Origin of the sequence: Arthrobacter sp. MYb213, from assembly GCF_002979915.1 — a bacterium.
GTDB lineage: Bacteria > Actinomycetota > Actinomycetes > Actinomycetales > Micrococcaceae > Glutamicibacter.
In genome coordinates this window covers 222,655-238,155 of the sequence record NZ_PCQA01000003.1, presented here as the reverse complement: position 1 = coordinate 238,155, position 15,501 = coordinate 222,655, and the positions used below count along the sequence as shown (strand labels likewise).

The window sequence follows — 15,501 nt, the reverse complement described above, 5'->3', positions numbered from 1 at the left end:
AATCGCCATCTCAGCGCAGGTAGGTACGTGCCACGTTATATGCGGTCTGCCGAATAAGCTGCAACGCGTTCGCGGAGAGCTCTGCTAGATCAGCTGGGCCTTGGGCAATCGAATAGGCGGCGAGGATTCCAGAGTCGGCGAGCGCCGCTTCGTCTAAGGCAACCGAACCGGCAATGACAATGACGTCTGCTTGCGGATTGGCCGCTTGCAATACCCCGCTCACTACCTTGCCCTGTAAGGATTGAGAGTCTAGGCGTCCTTCGCCGGTGAAGACGAGTTGGGCGGCGGAAAGTATCTCATGCGCGTTGATTGCCTGAGCCACCAGCTCCCATCCGGGCACTAGTTCAACCTCGCAATAGGATCCAATGCAAAGAGCCAGGCCTCCGGCAGCTCCCATTCCTGCACGGTCACGCATTTCTCGCCCGCTCGCAGCTTCTAGAACATCTGCCAATTTCTGAAGACCCGCATCCAGCTTCGCGACGTCCTGTGATGAGGCGCCTTTCTGTGGACCGAATACCGCGGCGGCACCGTTAGCACCCAGTAGTGGGTTGGTCACATCACAGGCAATCTGCCAGGTGACCTGTTGTGCCCGCGGATCCAAAGTGGAAACGTCAACGCTAGCCAACTCATTGAGCGGGCCACCGCCTGGAGCAAGTTCTTGTTCCTGCACGTCAAGTAGCTTCGCTCCGAGGGCGGATAACAGCCCCGCTCCCCCGTCGGTAGTTGCTGAACCGCCCAAACAAAGAATGATTTTTTGGACACCAAGGTCTAAGACCTGTGTGACAAGCGCGCCGAGCCCAAAGGTTGTCGCATTCAAGGGCTGACGGAGCACGTCACTGACTTGAGGCAATCCGGCGGCTTCAGCAGCTTCGATTACGGCCGTTGTCCCATCCGTAGATAAACCAAAACGGGAACTCACGGCTCGGCCCAGCGCGTCGGTAGTTTGCACACTTTGCGGCTCGGTCCCCCATGCGTCGGTCAGTGCGTCAAGGGTTCCCTCACCACCGTCGGCAAAAGGGACCGCCGTAATTGCCACTTCTCGGCTAGCCGAGTTTGCAGCCGCCTGCACACCGTCGGCAATCGCGGCAGCTACCTCGCTAGCTCGGGCGCTGCCCTTGAACGAGTCTGGAACTATCGCCACATTCAGCGGGTGGGCCGCGTTGCTCTGTGTCATGAAATCAACCTTAGATTCAGATGGAGCTTTGAACCATAGTCATTAACACATAATTCACTCATGTTCTCGCCCGAACCCTGTGCATCGGACACTGCGACTGAGTAGAAGTGGCCTCAGTACCCCTACGGCCTCTTATCGCGCAACAACAGACACATGATCAAAGATTCGCCCGAGAGATCTCTCACGAGCGGCAGGAGCGAACCTTCATTATTTGTCAGAGAAGTTCTCGGCCGACTTCATCAGATCCAGCATCCGATGCCGGATATTTGGCGCACCTCCGGCAAATCCGGGAGAAGCAGAGCCGATGAGTCCCCCTTAGTTATTAGTGCCAGGACATAACGAACCTGCACCACTACACCGCTTTAGTCACCGAATGAATGTGTAAGATGAATACAGTATGTATCTTACACATTCTCTCTGAAAGGTCCTCGTGTCCAGACCAACCTCGGCCGGAATTCCCGGCTCAGGGCTTGCCGTAGGCGTTCTCGCCTCGGCAGGCATCGCTTCATCGCTCACCCAAACCATGGTGACCCCACTGATCCCCCAGCTCCCAAGTATCTTTAATACTTCGGCGGACAATGCCGCTTGGATCATTACCGCGACCCTCCTGGCGGCCGCCGTAGCGGTACCCATCTCCGGGCGACTCGGCGACCTTTTTGGCAAGCAGAAAATGATCCTTATTTTGGCGATCCCACTGTTTGTCGGCGGCATCCTTTGTGCGCTCGCACCAAATGTTGAACTGATGATTGCCGGACGTGCGCTGCAAGGCTTCGGTTCGGGAATGGTACCGCTAGGCATCGCAATGTTGCGCGACCTGGTACCAAAAGAGCGCCTCTCCGCGGCCATTGCCACGGTCAGTGCCACGTTAGGCGTCGGCGGAGCGGTCGGCATGCCTCTTTCCGCGGCAGTGATCGAATTCGCCGACTGGCGCGCAGTATTTTATGGAAGCGCCGTGCTCACCCTGCTGGTGGCATTGGCCATCTGGAAGCTGATCCCCGCGCTGCCCGCAGGAGCTGCCGGACAGAAATTTGATTGGCTTGGCGCTATTGGTCTGACTATTGGCTTGGTGTCCTTGATTCTCGCGGTTTCCAAGGGCTCCGCGTGGGGTTGGGCTTCTGCGATGACCCTGGGGCTACTGGCCGTTGCCGCCATTTCGCTGACCCTGTGGGGAATTTGGGAAACCCGAACCAAGGATCCACTGGTAGACCTACGCACCGCGGTCATTCCACGGGTTCTACTGACAAATATCGCGTCGATCTTCGTGGGCTTTGGCATGTACGCGAGCATGTTGGTCATGCCGCAGATCCTTCAGCTGCCCACACAAACCGGCTACGGCTTGGGACAGTCGATCCTTGCAGCTGGCCTCTGGATGGCTCCGGCAGGTCTGATGATGCTTGTACTCTCTCCCGTCGGCGGAAAGCTCACCGATGCGCGCGGACCGAAGTTCACTCTTACCCTCGGGGTCTCGATTCTCGCAATTGGCTATGGCGTGGGATTGCTAGGCATGGGTAGCACCTGGGGTCTACTGGCCACCAGCCTTGTCGTCAACAGTGGTGTCGCGCTTGCCTACGGCGCCATGCCGGCAATCATTATGGGCGCTGTTCCACGTAGCGAGACCGCTGCGGCCAACGGATTCAACACCCTGATGCGTTCGCTCGGCACCACCACCGGTGCGGCAGTTGTTGGCCTCGTTCTGGCCCAGATGACCACCGACTTCAGCGGTGTTATGGTCCCTTCGGAGACCGGCTTCCGCGTGGCACTGATTTTGGGCGCTGGCATCTCGGTTATCGCGGCAGTTCTTGCTGCACTGATTCCTTCGGCGCGGGAGAAGCCCGTCTTGGAACCAGTAGACAATCATCAAGAGGTTCCAGCTAGCTAACCGCTTGCGGTTAAGTCTGCGCTATTACGAAGCTTGCGCTCAGCACTGGCATAGGAAGTATCGATAATGTAGTAACTACCTCCTTGAAGGTGCGAGTGATGATCGTAAGAACTCCCGTTGGATATTGCCCAACGGGAGTTCTTCTTTAAGCTCGTTTTGATTCGCTATATTCTTCGATCGACAGATTAAAGCGGTGCAGAAGATTCGCGAACGAATCGATATCCGACGCAGACCAATCTTCCATGATGTGTTCCAGCGCGTCCGTGGAGACTTTTCGGGCTTCGTTCATTCGCTGCTCGCCGTCAGAGGTCAACGTGATCTTCCGAGCCAGGTGTCCCTCCGGGTCAACAATCCGCTCTAGATAACCATCCTTAATTGCGCTGGTCACTTGGCGTTGCAGGGTGGAGGCATCTAAGCGTAATGCGTGGCTAAGCTCCGCGATGCTCATCGGGCCTTGTCCGTCGATACGGCTCATCAACAGATAGACGCTTCGATCCAGTCCGCCAGCCTGCCGTTGGTTGGCAATGGTGTAGCGACTGAGCATCAGCTGCTCATATTCGATATCGGCAATACGGCGCTTCATTTCTCCCCTTAGACTGCTGACGCTCCATCCATCCTACCCTCAGCATGCATGATACATATTCGCTATATATAGCCCAGCCTGCAGGCCACTTTGCCAAGCCCCTAATGTATTGTTTCGCTAGTTTTCTGAGGCGCTATTGACGGGAAACCAAGCTCAGGCATAGCTTCGAACTTTAGTGTATTAAGTACCTCTTGAAGGTGCGAGTGATGATCTAAAAGGTGGTGCCGTCCTATGACGGCACCACCTTTTTCCTTCCACCAAGAACGACTTTCATTTTCCGAGTTGCTTCCTCAACGTGTCTGACGTGGTACGTTATTTCTGACCACACGGGTGCCCCGGCAGGGGCTGAGACCGGACTATTGCCGTCCGCGACCGTTGAACCTGTCCGGGTAATGCCGGCGAAGGAAGTGAGTTTCCCACAGTGGAACAATTTGAACAGCACCCTGCCCACACCCTTGCCTACCGCGAGTCCGCCGGAATCTCGGTCCCCGTCACGCAGATCAAGTTGGCAGATTCTCCTAATGGCCAACCAAACGAACCGCTGACGGTGTATCGCACCAGCGGCCCAGGAAGTGAAGCTAACTTAGGGCTTAAACCATTCCGAGAATCGTGGATTCTGGCGCGCGGGGATGTCGAAGATTATGCGGGACGTGAGCGCAATCTGCACGATGATGGAAAGTCTGCGGTCCGACGCGGCACGGCGAGCTCCGAGTGGGCCGGCAGATCCGCGCCACCTCTGCGTTCGCACCCCGGTTCCAGGGTCACCCAAATGCATTACGCGCGCCGGGGGCTTATCACCGACGAGATGCGCTACGTAGCTTTGCGCGAGGACTGCGATGTCGAATTAGTGCGCAGCGAGCTAGCCGCTGGCCGCGCCATCATTCCCTCAAATATCAACCACCCAGAATCCGAACCGATGATCATCGGCAAGGCGTTTTTGGTCAAAATCAACGCGAACATTGGCAACTCGGCGGTCACCAGTTCAATTTCCGAGGAAGTCTCTAAACTCCAGTGGGCCACCAAGTGGGGTGCTGACACGGTGATGGATCTTTCCACTGGGGATGACATTCACACCACCCGCGAATGGATCATCCGCAATTCCCCGGTGCCCATCGGCACCGTGCCAATCTACCAAGCATTAGAAAAGGTCAACGGCGAAGCCAACGAACTAACCTGGGAGATCTTCCGAGACACCGTCATTGAGCAATGTGAGCAGGGCGTGGACTATATGACCATTCATGCCGGGGTCTTACTGCGCTATATCCCGCTGACCGCCAACCGTGTCACCGGAATGGTTTCGCGCGGTGGGTCAATTATGGCCGGCTGGTGTCTGGCACACCATCAAGAGAATTTCCTTTACACCAACTTTGATGAGCTGTGTGAGATCTTTGCTCGTTACGATGTGGCCTTCTCCCTAGGTGATGGGCTGCGCCCGGGATCTATCGCGGACGCCAATGATGCGGCGCAATTTGCCGAGTTAGACACCTTAGCCGAGCTGACCAAGCGGGCTTGGAAATACGATGTTCAGGTCATGGTTGAGGGGCCCGGGCATATCCCCTTTCATTTGGTGCGCGAAAATGTGGAACGCCAACAGGAGCTGTGTGACGGTGCACCGTTTTATACGCTGGGTCCTCTGGTCACGGATATTGCACCGGGTTACGACCACATCACCAGCGCCATCGGCGCCACCGAAATCGCTCGTTACGGCACGGCAATGCTCTGCTATGTGACTCCCAAGGAGCACCTGGGGCTACCCAACCGCGATGATGTGAAGACCGGAGTAATTACCTACAAGATCGCTGCTCATGCAGCGGATCTAGCCAAGGGTCACCCCGGCGCAATCGACAGAGACAACGCCCTGAGCAAAGCACGCTTCGAGTTCCGTTGGAATGATCAGTTTGCGCTGTCCCTAGATCCGGTCACCGCGCAGGAGTTCCACGACGAAACGTTGCCCGCAGAACCGGCAAAGACCGCTCACTTCTGTTCGATGTGTGGCCCGAAATTCTGTTCTATGCGGATCTCCCAAGACATCCGTGATGAGTACGGGTCGGCCGAGGCTCAAGCTGCCTTGGCCGGAATGGCGCAGAAGAGCAAGCAGTTCCTCGAAAGTGGTGGCAAGGTTTACGTCGGGGACAAGATCCCCGTCGGGCCCGACTCAAACTAGCACCGGCGAACGCGAAGCCGAACCAAAGTTCCTGCACAGCAAGCACGCTTAGAGTAGTAATTACCTCATTGAAGGTGCGAGTGATGATCGTGAAACTCCCCGCCGGTTTACCGGCGGGGAGTTTTCGTTAAACCAAAGACTCCCAGGCAGTTTCATAAGGCCAGCGAAAAACCGTAACCCTCATCAAATGCCGGGTTCACCCAAAGTTACTGCACAGCATTCACGCTTAGAGTAGTAATTACCTCATTGAAGGTGCGAGTGATGATCGTGAAATTCCCCGTCGGTTTACCGACGGGGAATTTTCGTTAACGGCACACGGGCTCCAGTTGAACTTTCGCGCCGAGATATCCAGCACCGTACTTAGCTTCCGGGCACCGGGTGCGATATTTTTAGATAGTCCCCGCACGCAGTTTTCTGGGGTCCTCAAATGAATGGAGCACCCGTGTCTACCGCGGTTAACAAACTGACGCCTCTAGAACGACAGTCCGTCTGGCGTACTTTGAAATCGCCACGGTTGCTTAAAACCGAGCTACTGGCCGGTCTGGTAGTTTCGCTGGCGTTGATCCCCGAGGTCATTGCCTTCTCGATTATTGCCGGAGTTGATCCACGGATCGGGATCTTTGCTTCATTCACCATGTCGATAGTGATCGCATTTTCCGGTGGCCGCCCAGCAATGATCTCCGCCGCTGCCGGCGCGGTCGCGTTGGTTGTTGCTCCGCTGGTACGTAGCCACGGGGTGGATTACCTTTTTGCTGCGGTAATTTTGGCCGGTATTTTCCAGGTGATCTTGGCGCTACTCGGTGTTGCGAAACTGATGCGCTTCATCCCCCGGCAAGTGATGATCGGGTTCGTCAACGCACTCGCGATCCTGATTTTCCTCTCACAAATGCCTGAGCTTGGGGACGTGCCGTGGGCCGTCTACCCACTGGTTCTTTTGGGTCTAGCTATCGTCTACTTCTTCCCTAAAATCACCAAGGCGGTCCCTGCTCCACTGATCGCAATCGTCGTACTGACGCTGATCACCGTGTTTGCCAAGGTCACCGTTCCTACCGTGGGCGACAAGGGAGAACTGCCTGAATCGCTACCCTTCTTCCTGATCCCCAACGTTCCTTTCACCTTCGAAACGTTGCAGGTCATCGCACCTTACGCATTAGCTGTCGCATTTGTGGGCCTGCTGGAGTCCCTGTTGACTGCCAAGCTCGTTGACGACATCACTGATACTCCCTCGAATAAGACCCGGGAATCTTGGGGACAGGGCACCGCGAATATTGTGACGGGTTTCTTTGGTGGAATCTGTGGTTGCGCGATGATCGGCCAGACCATGATCGGGGTGAAAGCCTCCGGTGGCCGAACCCGCATCTCCACCATGTTCGCCGGCGTATTCATGTTGCTTTTAGCTGTCGTGCTTGGTGACATCGTGGCGCAAATCCCGATGGCGGCACTCGTCGCAATCATGATCTTCGTGTCGATGACGACTTTCAACTGGCACAGTATCCGGCCGAGCACGTTGAAGATGATGCCTAAGAGCGAGACCGCGGTGATGGTGGTGACCGTTGTGTTCACCGTTGCCACCAACAACCTGGCCATCGGTGTTGGGCTGGGAGTACTGACCGCAATGGTCCTCTTCGCCAACCGGGTAGCGCATTTTGTGACCGTGAAGCGCGATCAGTCGACGGAAGCCCTGACCGAAACCGACGCCGACACCGACACCGACACCGACACCGACACCGCGGTTTACCACGTAAACGGCGAACTGTTCTTCGCCTCATCAAACGACCTCTACACCCAGTTCGATTACGCAGGCGATCCGGAAAAAATCATCATCGACATGTCAGCTTCCCACCTGTGGGATGCCTCAACGGTGGCAGCTTTGGACTCAGTGAAGACCAAGTACACAAACTACGGGAAAACGGTAGAGATTCGCGGACTCAACGAGGCCAGCCAGAAAATGCAGGACCGCATGGGCGGAAAACTGGAGGGCTAAATACGTTCTGAGCGCCGCCGTTTGTTTTCAAACATTGCTCGGTCGGCACGCAGAATCATGGTACTCAGGTTGTCTCCGTCGATAGCTTGAGCCAACCCGTAAGACCACAAATACTCACTGGAGTCTTGGGTCCTGCACATCAGTTTTTGTGCATCATCCAACCCGGTATTAGGAAAGAGTAGAACGAACTCGTCTCCGCCCAGTCGGCACACCAAATCCGATTTCCTTGTGGCCTGCTTCCAATTCGCCACGAGGTTCACTAACACTTGATCACCGGCTTCATGTCCCTGCGAATCGTTGATCTTCTTAAACCCATCGAGGTCAATCAGGGCAACGGTAATGGGAAGAGATGAGCGAAGTGCGCGGGCAAGAGCCGGCTCGCCTCGTAGAGATAAACCATTGCGGTTTAGCGCTCCGGTAAGCGCATCCACTTCGGTGCCTTGTTCAAACCTTCTGCGGACAAAGGTTCCAACGGTGATACTCAGGAACGTAAAAAATGTCAGTCCGGCAATGTTGAGCAGGGTCTGACTGTGTTCGGTACCAACCGCTGGACCAAAGAATACCGCGTAGATCGTTGTAAAGATCATCGTGGGGTAAACCGATAGTCGTGTGAGCCAGACGGGGAACAACCATGACAGATACAAGGCAATGAGGGGGAACTCCTGCAGCCGCAATACCACTTGTTCATGGTTCGTAGTGAAGGCAACGTTATAGACAAACGAGACAAGTTCAGTTAGCACTCCGACATAGGCCACCCAGAGCGGAAATTTATCACCTTTAAGGAGAACTAAAATGAGGACAGTCAGCGCACCAAGAAAGTGACCCACCGACGCCCACAGATAGATGCCAGATCCCCCTGGTTGCACAATATTGATGAGGTACAGAATCATCAGGAACAGCGCCACCAGCCCGGTGATGCTCACACCGATATCCGTGATCCCACCCATGCGTTGCGCGATACCCGCCGGGTCCCACCAGTGTTTATCCGTTGATCTTCTTTGATCCGTACCTAGATCCACAAGATGCCCCCATGCTGTGTGTTTCATCCGCGCGTAGCTTTAGCTCATTGCGCACTGTAATGTTTACATCCGGTTTCCCTTACCGGATGCTTTCACTCGTCTAGTCTAAATATCCCTCTGCTAGGGAGCTATACCGTGCATTTTGTTTTCCAACCTCTTATTGATGTCGCTCAGTGGACAGTCTTTGGATTTGAGGCACTGACCCGGTTCGATGATGAAGTTTCTCCTGATGTGCACTTCCGTAACGCTCACGCGGAGAATCGACTGACCGAATTAGAACTACAAGTTATCGACGGGATAATTCAGGCTAGCGTGCACCTTCCCTCGGACGTACTCCTCACGCTTAACGCGTCAGGTCCAACCATCGAAGCGCTGGGATCTACGCCCGTAGAAATGAACGCACGGCTGAGCTGGGGTTTAGAACTAAACGAACTCAGCGAACCTTGTCAGTGCAACCACGCCAGGAATATCGCGACCAGCCTCGGATGTTTGCTGCTAATCGATGACGCAGGAGTCGGATATGCAAACCGCTCCCGAATCTTGCAGCTAACACCAGATGTGGTCAAGCTAGACCGCAGCATGATCAGCTCCTATGCTGACTCAGCCGAAGTCCGCGCATTAGTTGACTCGCTACTCTCAGCTGCCAAGGAGACCGGAGCCAAGACCCTCGCCGAAGGCTTAGAGACCGCCGAAGACCTCGAACTAATCCGGCGCCTAGCCATCGATTACGCCCAAGGTTTCTACTTTGCAGCTGGGCACCGAACCGATCAGCTTCCGATGATCTTGGATGACTTACACCGACGCCTCGGGATCAATGTTCCGAGTTTCTGAACGTCGATCGCGGCCTTGCCCGGTGGAAATCCGAATGACGGGGATAATCTTGATAATTCCCAGAACCAAATAAATCACCGTATTAATGGCTACAAATGAAGCCAACACGCTAAACCATGAGCTCGCCAATACGCTCTCCGGTAGCAGTATGCCGCGTGGCACCATCAGACCGGAAAACATCATCACTTAGCCCCTTCTTCAATTGGTTCGTTATGTTCCACGTGTTTCCACGAGGCGCTGCGCCCAAAGGCAATATCTCCGACACCTTTGAGGAACGCTAGATTCAGGAAAACGTCGTAGATCAGTTCGGGGATGACAAGCACCGCCAAGATCCGGGCCTTCCAACCTCCATGCCATGCGGTGACCACGCGTTCAATCGCAAAAATTAATCCCAGTAGCATCCAGAACGGGAACCAGACCCAGGTATCCATAGATACCAACATCAAGACCATCAGCAAGAAATAGCTGAATAGTGCAATCACCCCATAGCCGATTCCGATCTGCTGAGCCCAATACCGCATCGTCTGAGGAGTGACCCCGTAGGCTCCTAGATTCTCCAAGGCGCCACGCTGCCAACGTAGACGTTGGGCCCACAGCATCTTCCACGATGGCATCAGCTCGGTGATTACCGTGCATTTTTCCGGCGAAGTTGTCAGGCCACCAAGTGTCTTGATGGCAATGGTCAGCTCGTTGTCCTCGGTAAGTGCTGCGGTGTCGTAAACATCTCCGGGCTTACCAGGCAGCGTGTGCCCACGCGATGCGGCCACTTCGCGCAGTGCTGCGGAGCGAAAAACGGATGCGGTGCCGGTGAGGACAAAGACTCGGCCATCACGGCGGGAAATTTCGCGCTGGTAACGGGTGTATTCGTTGCGCTGGAACTGGCCGATTAGCCCATGTCCTTGTTCACCATGGAATAGTCCGCCCACGGACATCAACGCGCGATCCGCAGTAAAGCGGTCCTTTGCGGTACTCAGATAATCGTTTCCAATCTGACTATCTGCATCCATGACCATAACGCAGTCGTTGTCTCCCAACTGCGGCAGAAGGTTTTCCAACGCCTGGTTCAAGGCGCCACCTTTTTTGTGGACATTGTCTACGGATTCGAACACCTCGACTCCGTGCTCTAGGGCAACAGCAACCGTGTTGTCGGTGCAGTTATCGGCTACCACTACTACCCGGTGAGGCTTAAAAGTCTGTTCTTGCAACGCCTGCAGGGTATATGGAAGAGAAGCTTGCTCGTTGTGCGCTGGAATTAATACCGTGACTGTCACCGGTCCGGCATAGATCCCGCGGGTTCGGGCCATCACAGTTCGCGGGGCTAGCGGGCGCGAAGTCTTTTCGACCGGTGTCCGGCGGAAGCGACGAGTGACCAACCTTTCGCCTAGCACCACGAAGGCGACCATGAAGATGGCAATAGCCACGGCAAAATATAGGATCTTAGTATTTGGAAGTTCGGCGCTGTAGAACGTAGACCAGATCCCTGCCAGTCGGACCTCCACCGGTTTCCAAAGGACCGGTGTTTCTGTTGCGCTCAAAGCCCACCACATAAGTAGCGCTGCAATACTGACAATGGCAATGACAGCAAGACCCACGAGTCTTTGGAAGTATTTGGGCATGGTTCCTCTCCGGAGCTTTATTGAGAGAAATTCTTATTTTCAATAATAAGAATCTCAAACAATGACATTAACTACAGCTACGAATCGACAACTTGACTAACATCCTGGGAGACGAAGTCTGCTGGATAAACGCGTAAACATTCAACAGTCTAAGCGCTTAACTCCTCCGGCTTACTCGTATTCTTCAAATAGTGATGTAACCGTAACTTCCCATAGTCCACTCGCAGATTTGCACTTGTTTTGGCCCACAACTTTCGCGAAAATCTATCGCGGTAGTCTCACGGGTCGTATCATGTCCTTTATGCCGTAGCATGTCCCGCCCACTCATTGTGAATCGCAAAATGTCAGAGCACCTGCAAGGAAACGAAGGCCCGGGCCCGTCCAACCCTGTGCCTAAAAGTGGGCAGTGCTCATTCATGCATATTCTGGTCAATACGGCGCTAGCCAATCTCACGACGAGTTATCTATGGTTCGCATTAACCTTCTGGGTGTACCTAGAGACCGAGAACGTGATGGCCACCGGCATTATCGGCGGCTCGTTCATGCTACTCATCGCCGCGTTCTCGATGCTCTTCGGCACTCTCGTAGACAATCACAAAAAGAAGTCGATTTTTCTCTTTTCAGCGATATTCACCGCGGCTCTTTTCTCACTCGCCGGACTGATTTACCTCTGGTTGCCCACCGAAGCCATACTTGATATCGGGGGCTGGCAGTTCTGGCTCTTCTGCTTGGTGATCCTCCTTGGCGCCATTGTGGAACAGATGCGTGGGATCGCGCTGTCGACCACGGTGACACTGCTGATTCCGCCAGAACGACATGCAAACGCCAACGGTCTAGTCGGCACCGTGCAAGGTATCGCATTCATTGCCACCAGCGTATTCAGCGGTTTATCCATCGGGTTATTAGGGATGGGGTGGACACTATTGCTGGCCATCTTGTTGGTCCTTATCTCGCTGATCCACCTGTTAACTATCTCCCTGCCAGAAGAAGCGCCGGAAACCGAACCAGACCATTCACGGACCGCGGACTTGAAGATGGGTTTCACTACCGTGCTTGCGATCCCGGGTCTATTCGCACTAATCATCTTTTCGATGTTTAACAACTTCATCGGTGGCGTTTACATGGCACTAATGGATCCCTACGGCCTGACCATCATGTCCGTGGAGGTTTGGGGTATTGTCTTCGGTCTAGCCTCAACCGGTTTTGTCATCGGCGGTCTGCTAATTGCCAAATTTGGATTGGGGAAAAATCCGATCCGCACCCTGCTTTTGGCAGTAGTGGCCATGGGGATATTGGGCGCGATTTTCACCATCCGCGAGTGGGCTTGGCTCTACGTGGTGGGGATCTGGCTTTATATGGTGCTAATCCCCGCCGTCGAGGCCTCGGAACAGACGGTCATCCAGAAAGTAGTACCTTTTAGAAGGCAAGGACGCGTCTTTGGTTTTGCCCAGATGTTAGAGGCCGCGGCCGCACCTCTCACCGCGTTCCTCATCGCTCCACTGGCCCAATACCTGATCATCCCGTTTATGAAGACTAAAGACGGCGATAAGAGCTTCGGCTGGCTAGTCGGCCAGGGCGAGGCTCGCGGGATCGCCTTGATCTTCTTGGTGGCAGGACTGATCATGGTGCTAGCGGCACTGCTAGCCATGACCAGCAAACAGTACCGCAGGCTTTCAGAAATATTCAGTGATCCAAAAACCGCACCCAACATTAGGCCTGCTTAGGCCACTTGGAGAAAGAGCGTAAATTGAGCACCGCAAAAACGCAGCCCACCGACGCCAATGTCGCAGATTTCATCAACTCAGCCACTCCACTCAAACGCCGCGAAGACGCGCAGGTCTTGGCGCAAATCTTCGCCCAGGTTACCGGCGAGCAGCCAGTGTTGTGGGGACCATCAATCATAGGTTACGGGCAATACATCTTTGTTTCCCCGTCGAATCCCAAGCACACCGGAATCTGGCCCAAGACCGGTTTTTCCCCTCGAAAGGCCCAACAGTCCATTTATGGGCTCAAGGATCTACCCGAAGGTGCACAGCTGCTCCCCCAGCTAGGTAAATACACCGAGGGAGCAGGTTGCGTTTATGTGAAAAAGCTTGAGGACATCGACCTGGCGGTCTTGCGACAACTTATCGCCATCGCTTACGCACGGGAAGATGAAACCAGTAAGTAGGTGCTTATTCGGTTTCTTCGATCAGGCTTTCGGCTTCGCTGACACCGGCAGAGATCACCGGAAGCAGTCGCTCGTCCACTTCGTATTCTTCGCCCTTGGCTTTAAGCAGTCCGAAGCCTTCCAAGGAGACCAGTGCCTGCCGAGCTTCTGGAAGGACCGCGTCGAAGTTCTTCGGTCCGCAGTTACGGCGAAGCGCCTCTAGATCTGCTGGGCGGCCGGTGACCGCGGTGACCAACAGGTTACGGAGCACCAAGAAGTAGGCCTCGTCGCGCTCGGTGAAGGCTTGGTTTGGTACCAGATGGCTCTGCACGCACCCAACACCCATCTCAAAGAGCAACTGTGCGCTCTCGGATTCTTCGCCTTCAATCAGGTGAGCGAAGGCCTGGTCATCACGCACGATCCGTCCTTCGGATGGGTCAACCACCGAGAGAATCGCGGCGTTCCAGACATGGGCGAAAACGTCTGGGGCCGGCGCATCCACCGGAACGGTAGCGGCATCTACGCCTACCGATGCCATGACTCGTACCCGGTCTTCGTTGGCCGCTTCGCTAAACGCGGTGATGTCCACGCCGTCACCCAATGCCTCGGAGAAGGCCTTGACCTTGGTGTAAAGATCGGTGCTTCGAAGCAACTCGCACAGTTGTGCGTCGTCTTCGGCGAAACCCTTCAGTGCGTCGTCTAGTAGTTCGCGCAGCTCGGTAAGATTTTCCTCGCCACCTTCCCAGATGCCACGTTCGTGCTGGTAAGCGAAGAATTCAAGCCACGCGCTGAAGATCGGCTCGGCTTCCAAACCTTCGGGCAAATTGACCAAAAACTCAGCGAACACTTCGCCGAAGAGCTCTGGCTCAATGTGGTGCAGGTTTGAACTGCGCGCGTGCTCGGCATATTCGGCACCGATGGAGCGTACAACACCTAGCTGAATTTCGGCGACCTGAGCAGCTTCTTCGGGAGCAAAAGCTGGCACCGTCTCGGTAACCCACTTTGCGTAGTCTTCACGCAACGAGTCGATGAGAATTTCGGCCTGGATCCGAAATACACTGCGACCGCGCTGTGCTGCCTTGGCAGGGTTACCTGCACCAGAATTCTTCTTGCCCTGCTTCTTCTTGCTAGCCATGAAATGTCCTCGAGATCTGTGCGGAATTGCTTACCTCAAGCCTACGGTGCACCAGCAATGCACGTCTGCTTCGGAGGGCAAGGAATCATGTGATTTGCTCGACCACTGGCAATGTTTGCGTAAGAAGCAAAGTGAGGTGAACATGTGGCGATTGCGTCCTAGAGTTGAAGAAAACAGGTTGTTGAAATTTAGAGCGGGGAACCCATGCATTCACATCACCACCAGACCGAGACCGATCACGTAGCCTTCTGGGAAAACCACTACGGTCAGTCCGAGCGAGTCTGGTCTGGAAACGTTAATAAGGTACTGGCCGACACCGTCGCAGATCTTCGCGTTGGCAGGAGCCTAGACTTCGGTTGCGGCGAAGGGGCCGATGTATTGTGGCTCGCCAGCAAGGGCTGGAAAGCCAGTGGCGTGGACATTTCCGCCACCGCGGTCAAACGCGCTCAGGCAGATGCAGCCAAGCATGACTTGACTGAGCAGCAGGCCCGCTTCATCACCGCAGACCTCACCACCTGGACTACCGATGAACAATTTGACCTGGTGACCTTGAGCTTCTTCCAGGCCCCCTTCGAATTTCCGCGCGCCGAGACGATGCAGAGCGCCGCATCCTTAGTAGCTCCCGGTGGACACCTACTGGCGGTATCGCACGCGGCCGCCCCATCATGGGCCACTAATGAGCAGATGGCGCAGCATTCCTTCCCAAGCCCGGAATCCGAGCTAGCTGCACTGGACTTGGATCCAGAGCAGTGGAATATCCTTCGGGCAGAAATCGCAGAACGCCCCGTCACCGACCCGGAGGGTAACCCGGCGACGCTACAGGACACCGTGGTGTTCGTGCAGCGACGCGGCTAAAATTTCCGAGCAGTTAAAAGTACAAGACCTAGCGAACATATGATTGATCATTGTTCGCTAGGTCTTGAAGCTACCCACCTAGTGTGTAGCTGCTGGTGTGCGATTCCCACAC

At 54.9% G+C, this 15,501-nt stretch carries 13 protein-coding genes and 1 riboswitch; of the genes, 7 read left to right on the top strand and 6 right to left on the bottom strand.

The features are described from left to right. Window positions 1-10: 10 nt before the first annotated feature. Window positions 11-1,174 (bottom strand): glycerate kinase, encoded by a 1,164-nt coding sequence (locus CQ011_RS08670; protein ID WP_105676802.1) that lies wholly within the window; start codon window positions 1,172-1,174, stop codon window positions 11-13. Between the two features lie 430 nt (window positions 1,175-1,604). On the opposite strand from CQ011_RS08670, the gene CQ011_RS08665 reads away from it, so the two are divergent. After that, window positions 1,605-3,053 (top strand): MFS transporter, encoded by a 1,449-nt coding sequence (locus CQ011_RS08665; protein WP_105676799.1) that lies wholly within the window; start codon window positions 1,605-1,607, stop codon window positions 3,051-3,053. 145 nt (window positions 3,054-3,198) lie between these two features. On the opposite strand, the gene CQ011_RS08660 is transcribed toward CQ011_RS08665, so the two are convergent. Further along, a complete protein-coding gene (locus CQ011_RS08660) occupies window positions 3,199-3,636 on the bottom strand; it encodes a MarR family winged helix-turn-helix transcriptional regulator (RefSeq protein ID WP_105676797.1) in 438 nt (145 codons plus the stop codon). Between the two features lie 316 nt (window positions 3,637-3,952). Continuing rightward, window positions 3,953-4,060, top strand: a riboswitch (TPP riboswitch). Between CQ011_RS08660 and thiC the strand changes: the two genes are divergently transcribed. Both thiC and CQ011_RS08650 read left to right on the top strand, forming a co-directional pair. Then, on the top strand, window positions 4,058-5,800 hold the full coding sequence (gene thiC, locus CQ011_RS08655) for a phosphomethylpyrimidine synthase ThiC (RefSeq protein ID WP_105676795.1): 1,743 nt from the start codon (window positions 4,058-4,060) through the stop codon (window positions 5,798-5,800). It overlaps the preceding riboswitch by 3 nt. A 427-nt stretch (window positions 5,801-6,227) precedes the next feature. Further along, window positions 6,228-7,784, top strand: a complete 1,557-nt coding sequence (locus CQ011_RS08650; protein ID WP_105676793.1) for a SulP family inorganic anion transporter — start codon at window positions 6,228-6,230, stop codon at window positions 7,782-7,784. On the opposite strand, the gene CQ011_RS08645 is transcribed toward CQ011_RS08650, so the two are convergent. Next, the gene (locus tag CQ011_RS08645; protein ID WP_181148045.1) at window positions 7,781-8,803 is read right to left on the bottom strand and encodes a GGDEF domain-containing protein; all 1,023 of its coding nucleotides are present in this window, start codon (window positions 8,801-8,803) and stop codon (window positions 7,781-7,783) included. The genes CQ011_RS08650 and CQ011_RS08645 overlap by 4 nt on opposite strands. Before the next feature lie 135 nt (window positions 8,804-8,938). Between CQ011_RS08645 and CQ011_RS08640 the strand changes: the two genes are divergently transcribed. Next, window positions 8,939-9,634, top strand: a complete 696-nt coding sequence (locus CQ011_RS08640; RefSeq protein WP_181148044.1) for an EAL domain-containing protein — start codon at window positions 8,939-8,941, stop codon at window positions 9,632-9,634. On the opposite strand, the gene CQ011_RS08635 is transcribed toward CQ011_RS08640, so the two are convergent. Further along, entirely contained in the window at window positions 9,596-9,817 is a 222-nt protein-coding gene (locus CQ011_RS08635) for a hypothetical protein (RefSeq protein ID WP_286161139.1), read from the bottom strand. The two genes, CQ011_RS08640 and CQ011_RS08635, sit on opposite strands and share 39 nt — an antisense overlap. Then, window positions 9,817-11,250: a glycosyltransferase family 2 protein gene (locus CQ011_RS08630; protein WP_105676782.1), complete on the bottom strand. Its 1,434-nt coding sequence runs from the start codon at window positions 11,248-11,250 to the stop codon at window positions 9,817-9,819. Before CQ011_RS08630 ends, CQ011_RS08635 begins: the two co-directional genes overlap by 1 nt. A 341-nt stretch (window positions 11,251-11,591) precedes the next feature. Here CQ011_RS08630 and CQ011_RS08625 point away from each other — a divergent pair, with 341 nt between their 5' ends. Together CQ011_RS08625 and CQ011_RS08620 are read left to right on the top strand one after the other, a co-directional pair. After that, window positions 11,592-12,974: an MFS transporter gene (locus CQ011_RS08625; RefSeq protein WP_105676778.1), complete on the top strand. Its 1,383-nt coding sequence runs from the start codon at window positions 11,592-11,594 to the stop codon at window positions 12,972-12,974. 23 nt (window positions 12,975-12,997) lie between these two features. Beyond that, window positions 12,998-13,420 (top strand): DUF1801 domain-containing protein, encoded by a 423-nt coding sequence (locus tag CQ011_RS08620; protein ID WP_105676773.1) that lies wholly within the window; start codon window positions 12,998-13,000, stop codon window positions 13,418-13,420. A gap of 4 nt (window positions 13,421-13,424) precedes the next feature. Here the strand turns inward: CQ011_RS08620 and CQ011_RS08615 are convergent, their stop codons facing one another. Next, on the bottom strand, window positions 13,425-14,534 hold the full coding sequence (locus CQ011_RS08615) for a hypothetical protein (protein WP_105676769.1): 1,110 nt from the start codon (window positions 14,532-14,534) through the stop codon (window positions 13,425-13,427). A gap of 204 nt (window positions 14,535-14,738) precedes the next feature. On the opposite strand from CQ011_RS08615, the gene CQ011_RS08610 reads away from it, so the two are divergent. Beyond that, a complete protein-coding gene (locus CQ011_RS08610) occupies window positions 14,739-15,389 on the top strand; it encodes a class I SAM-dependent methyltransferase (RefSeq protein ID WP_105676764.1) in 651 nt (216 codons plus the stop codon). Window positions 15,390-15,501: the final 112 nt, after the last annotated feature.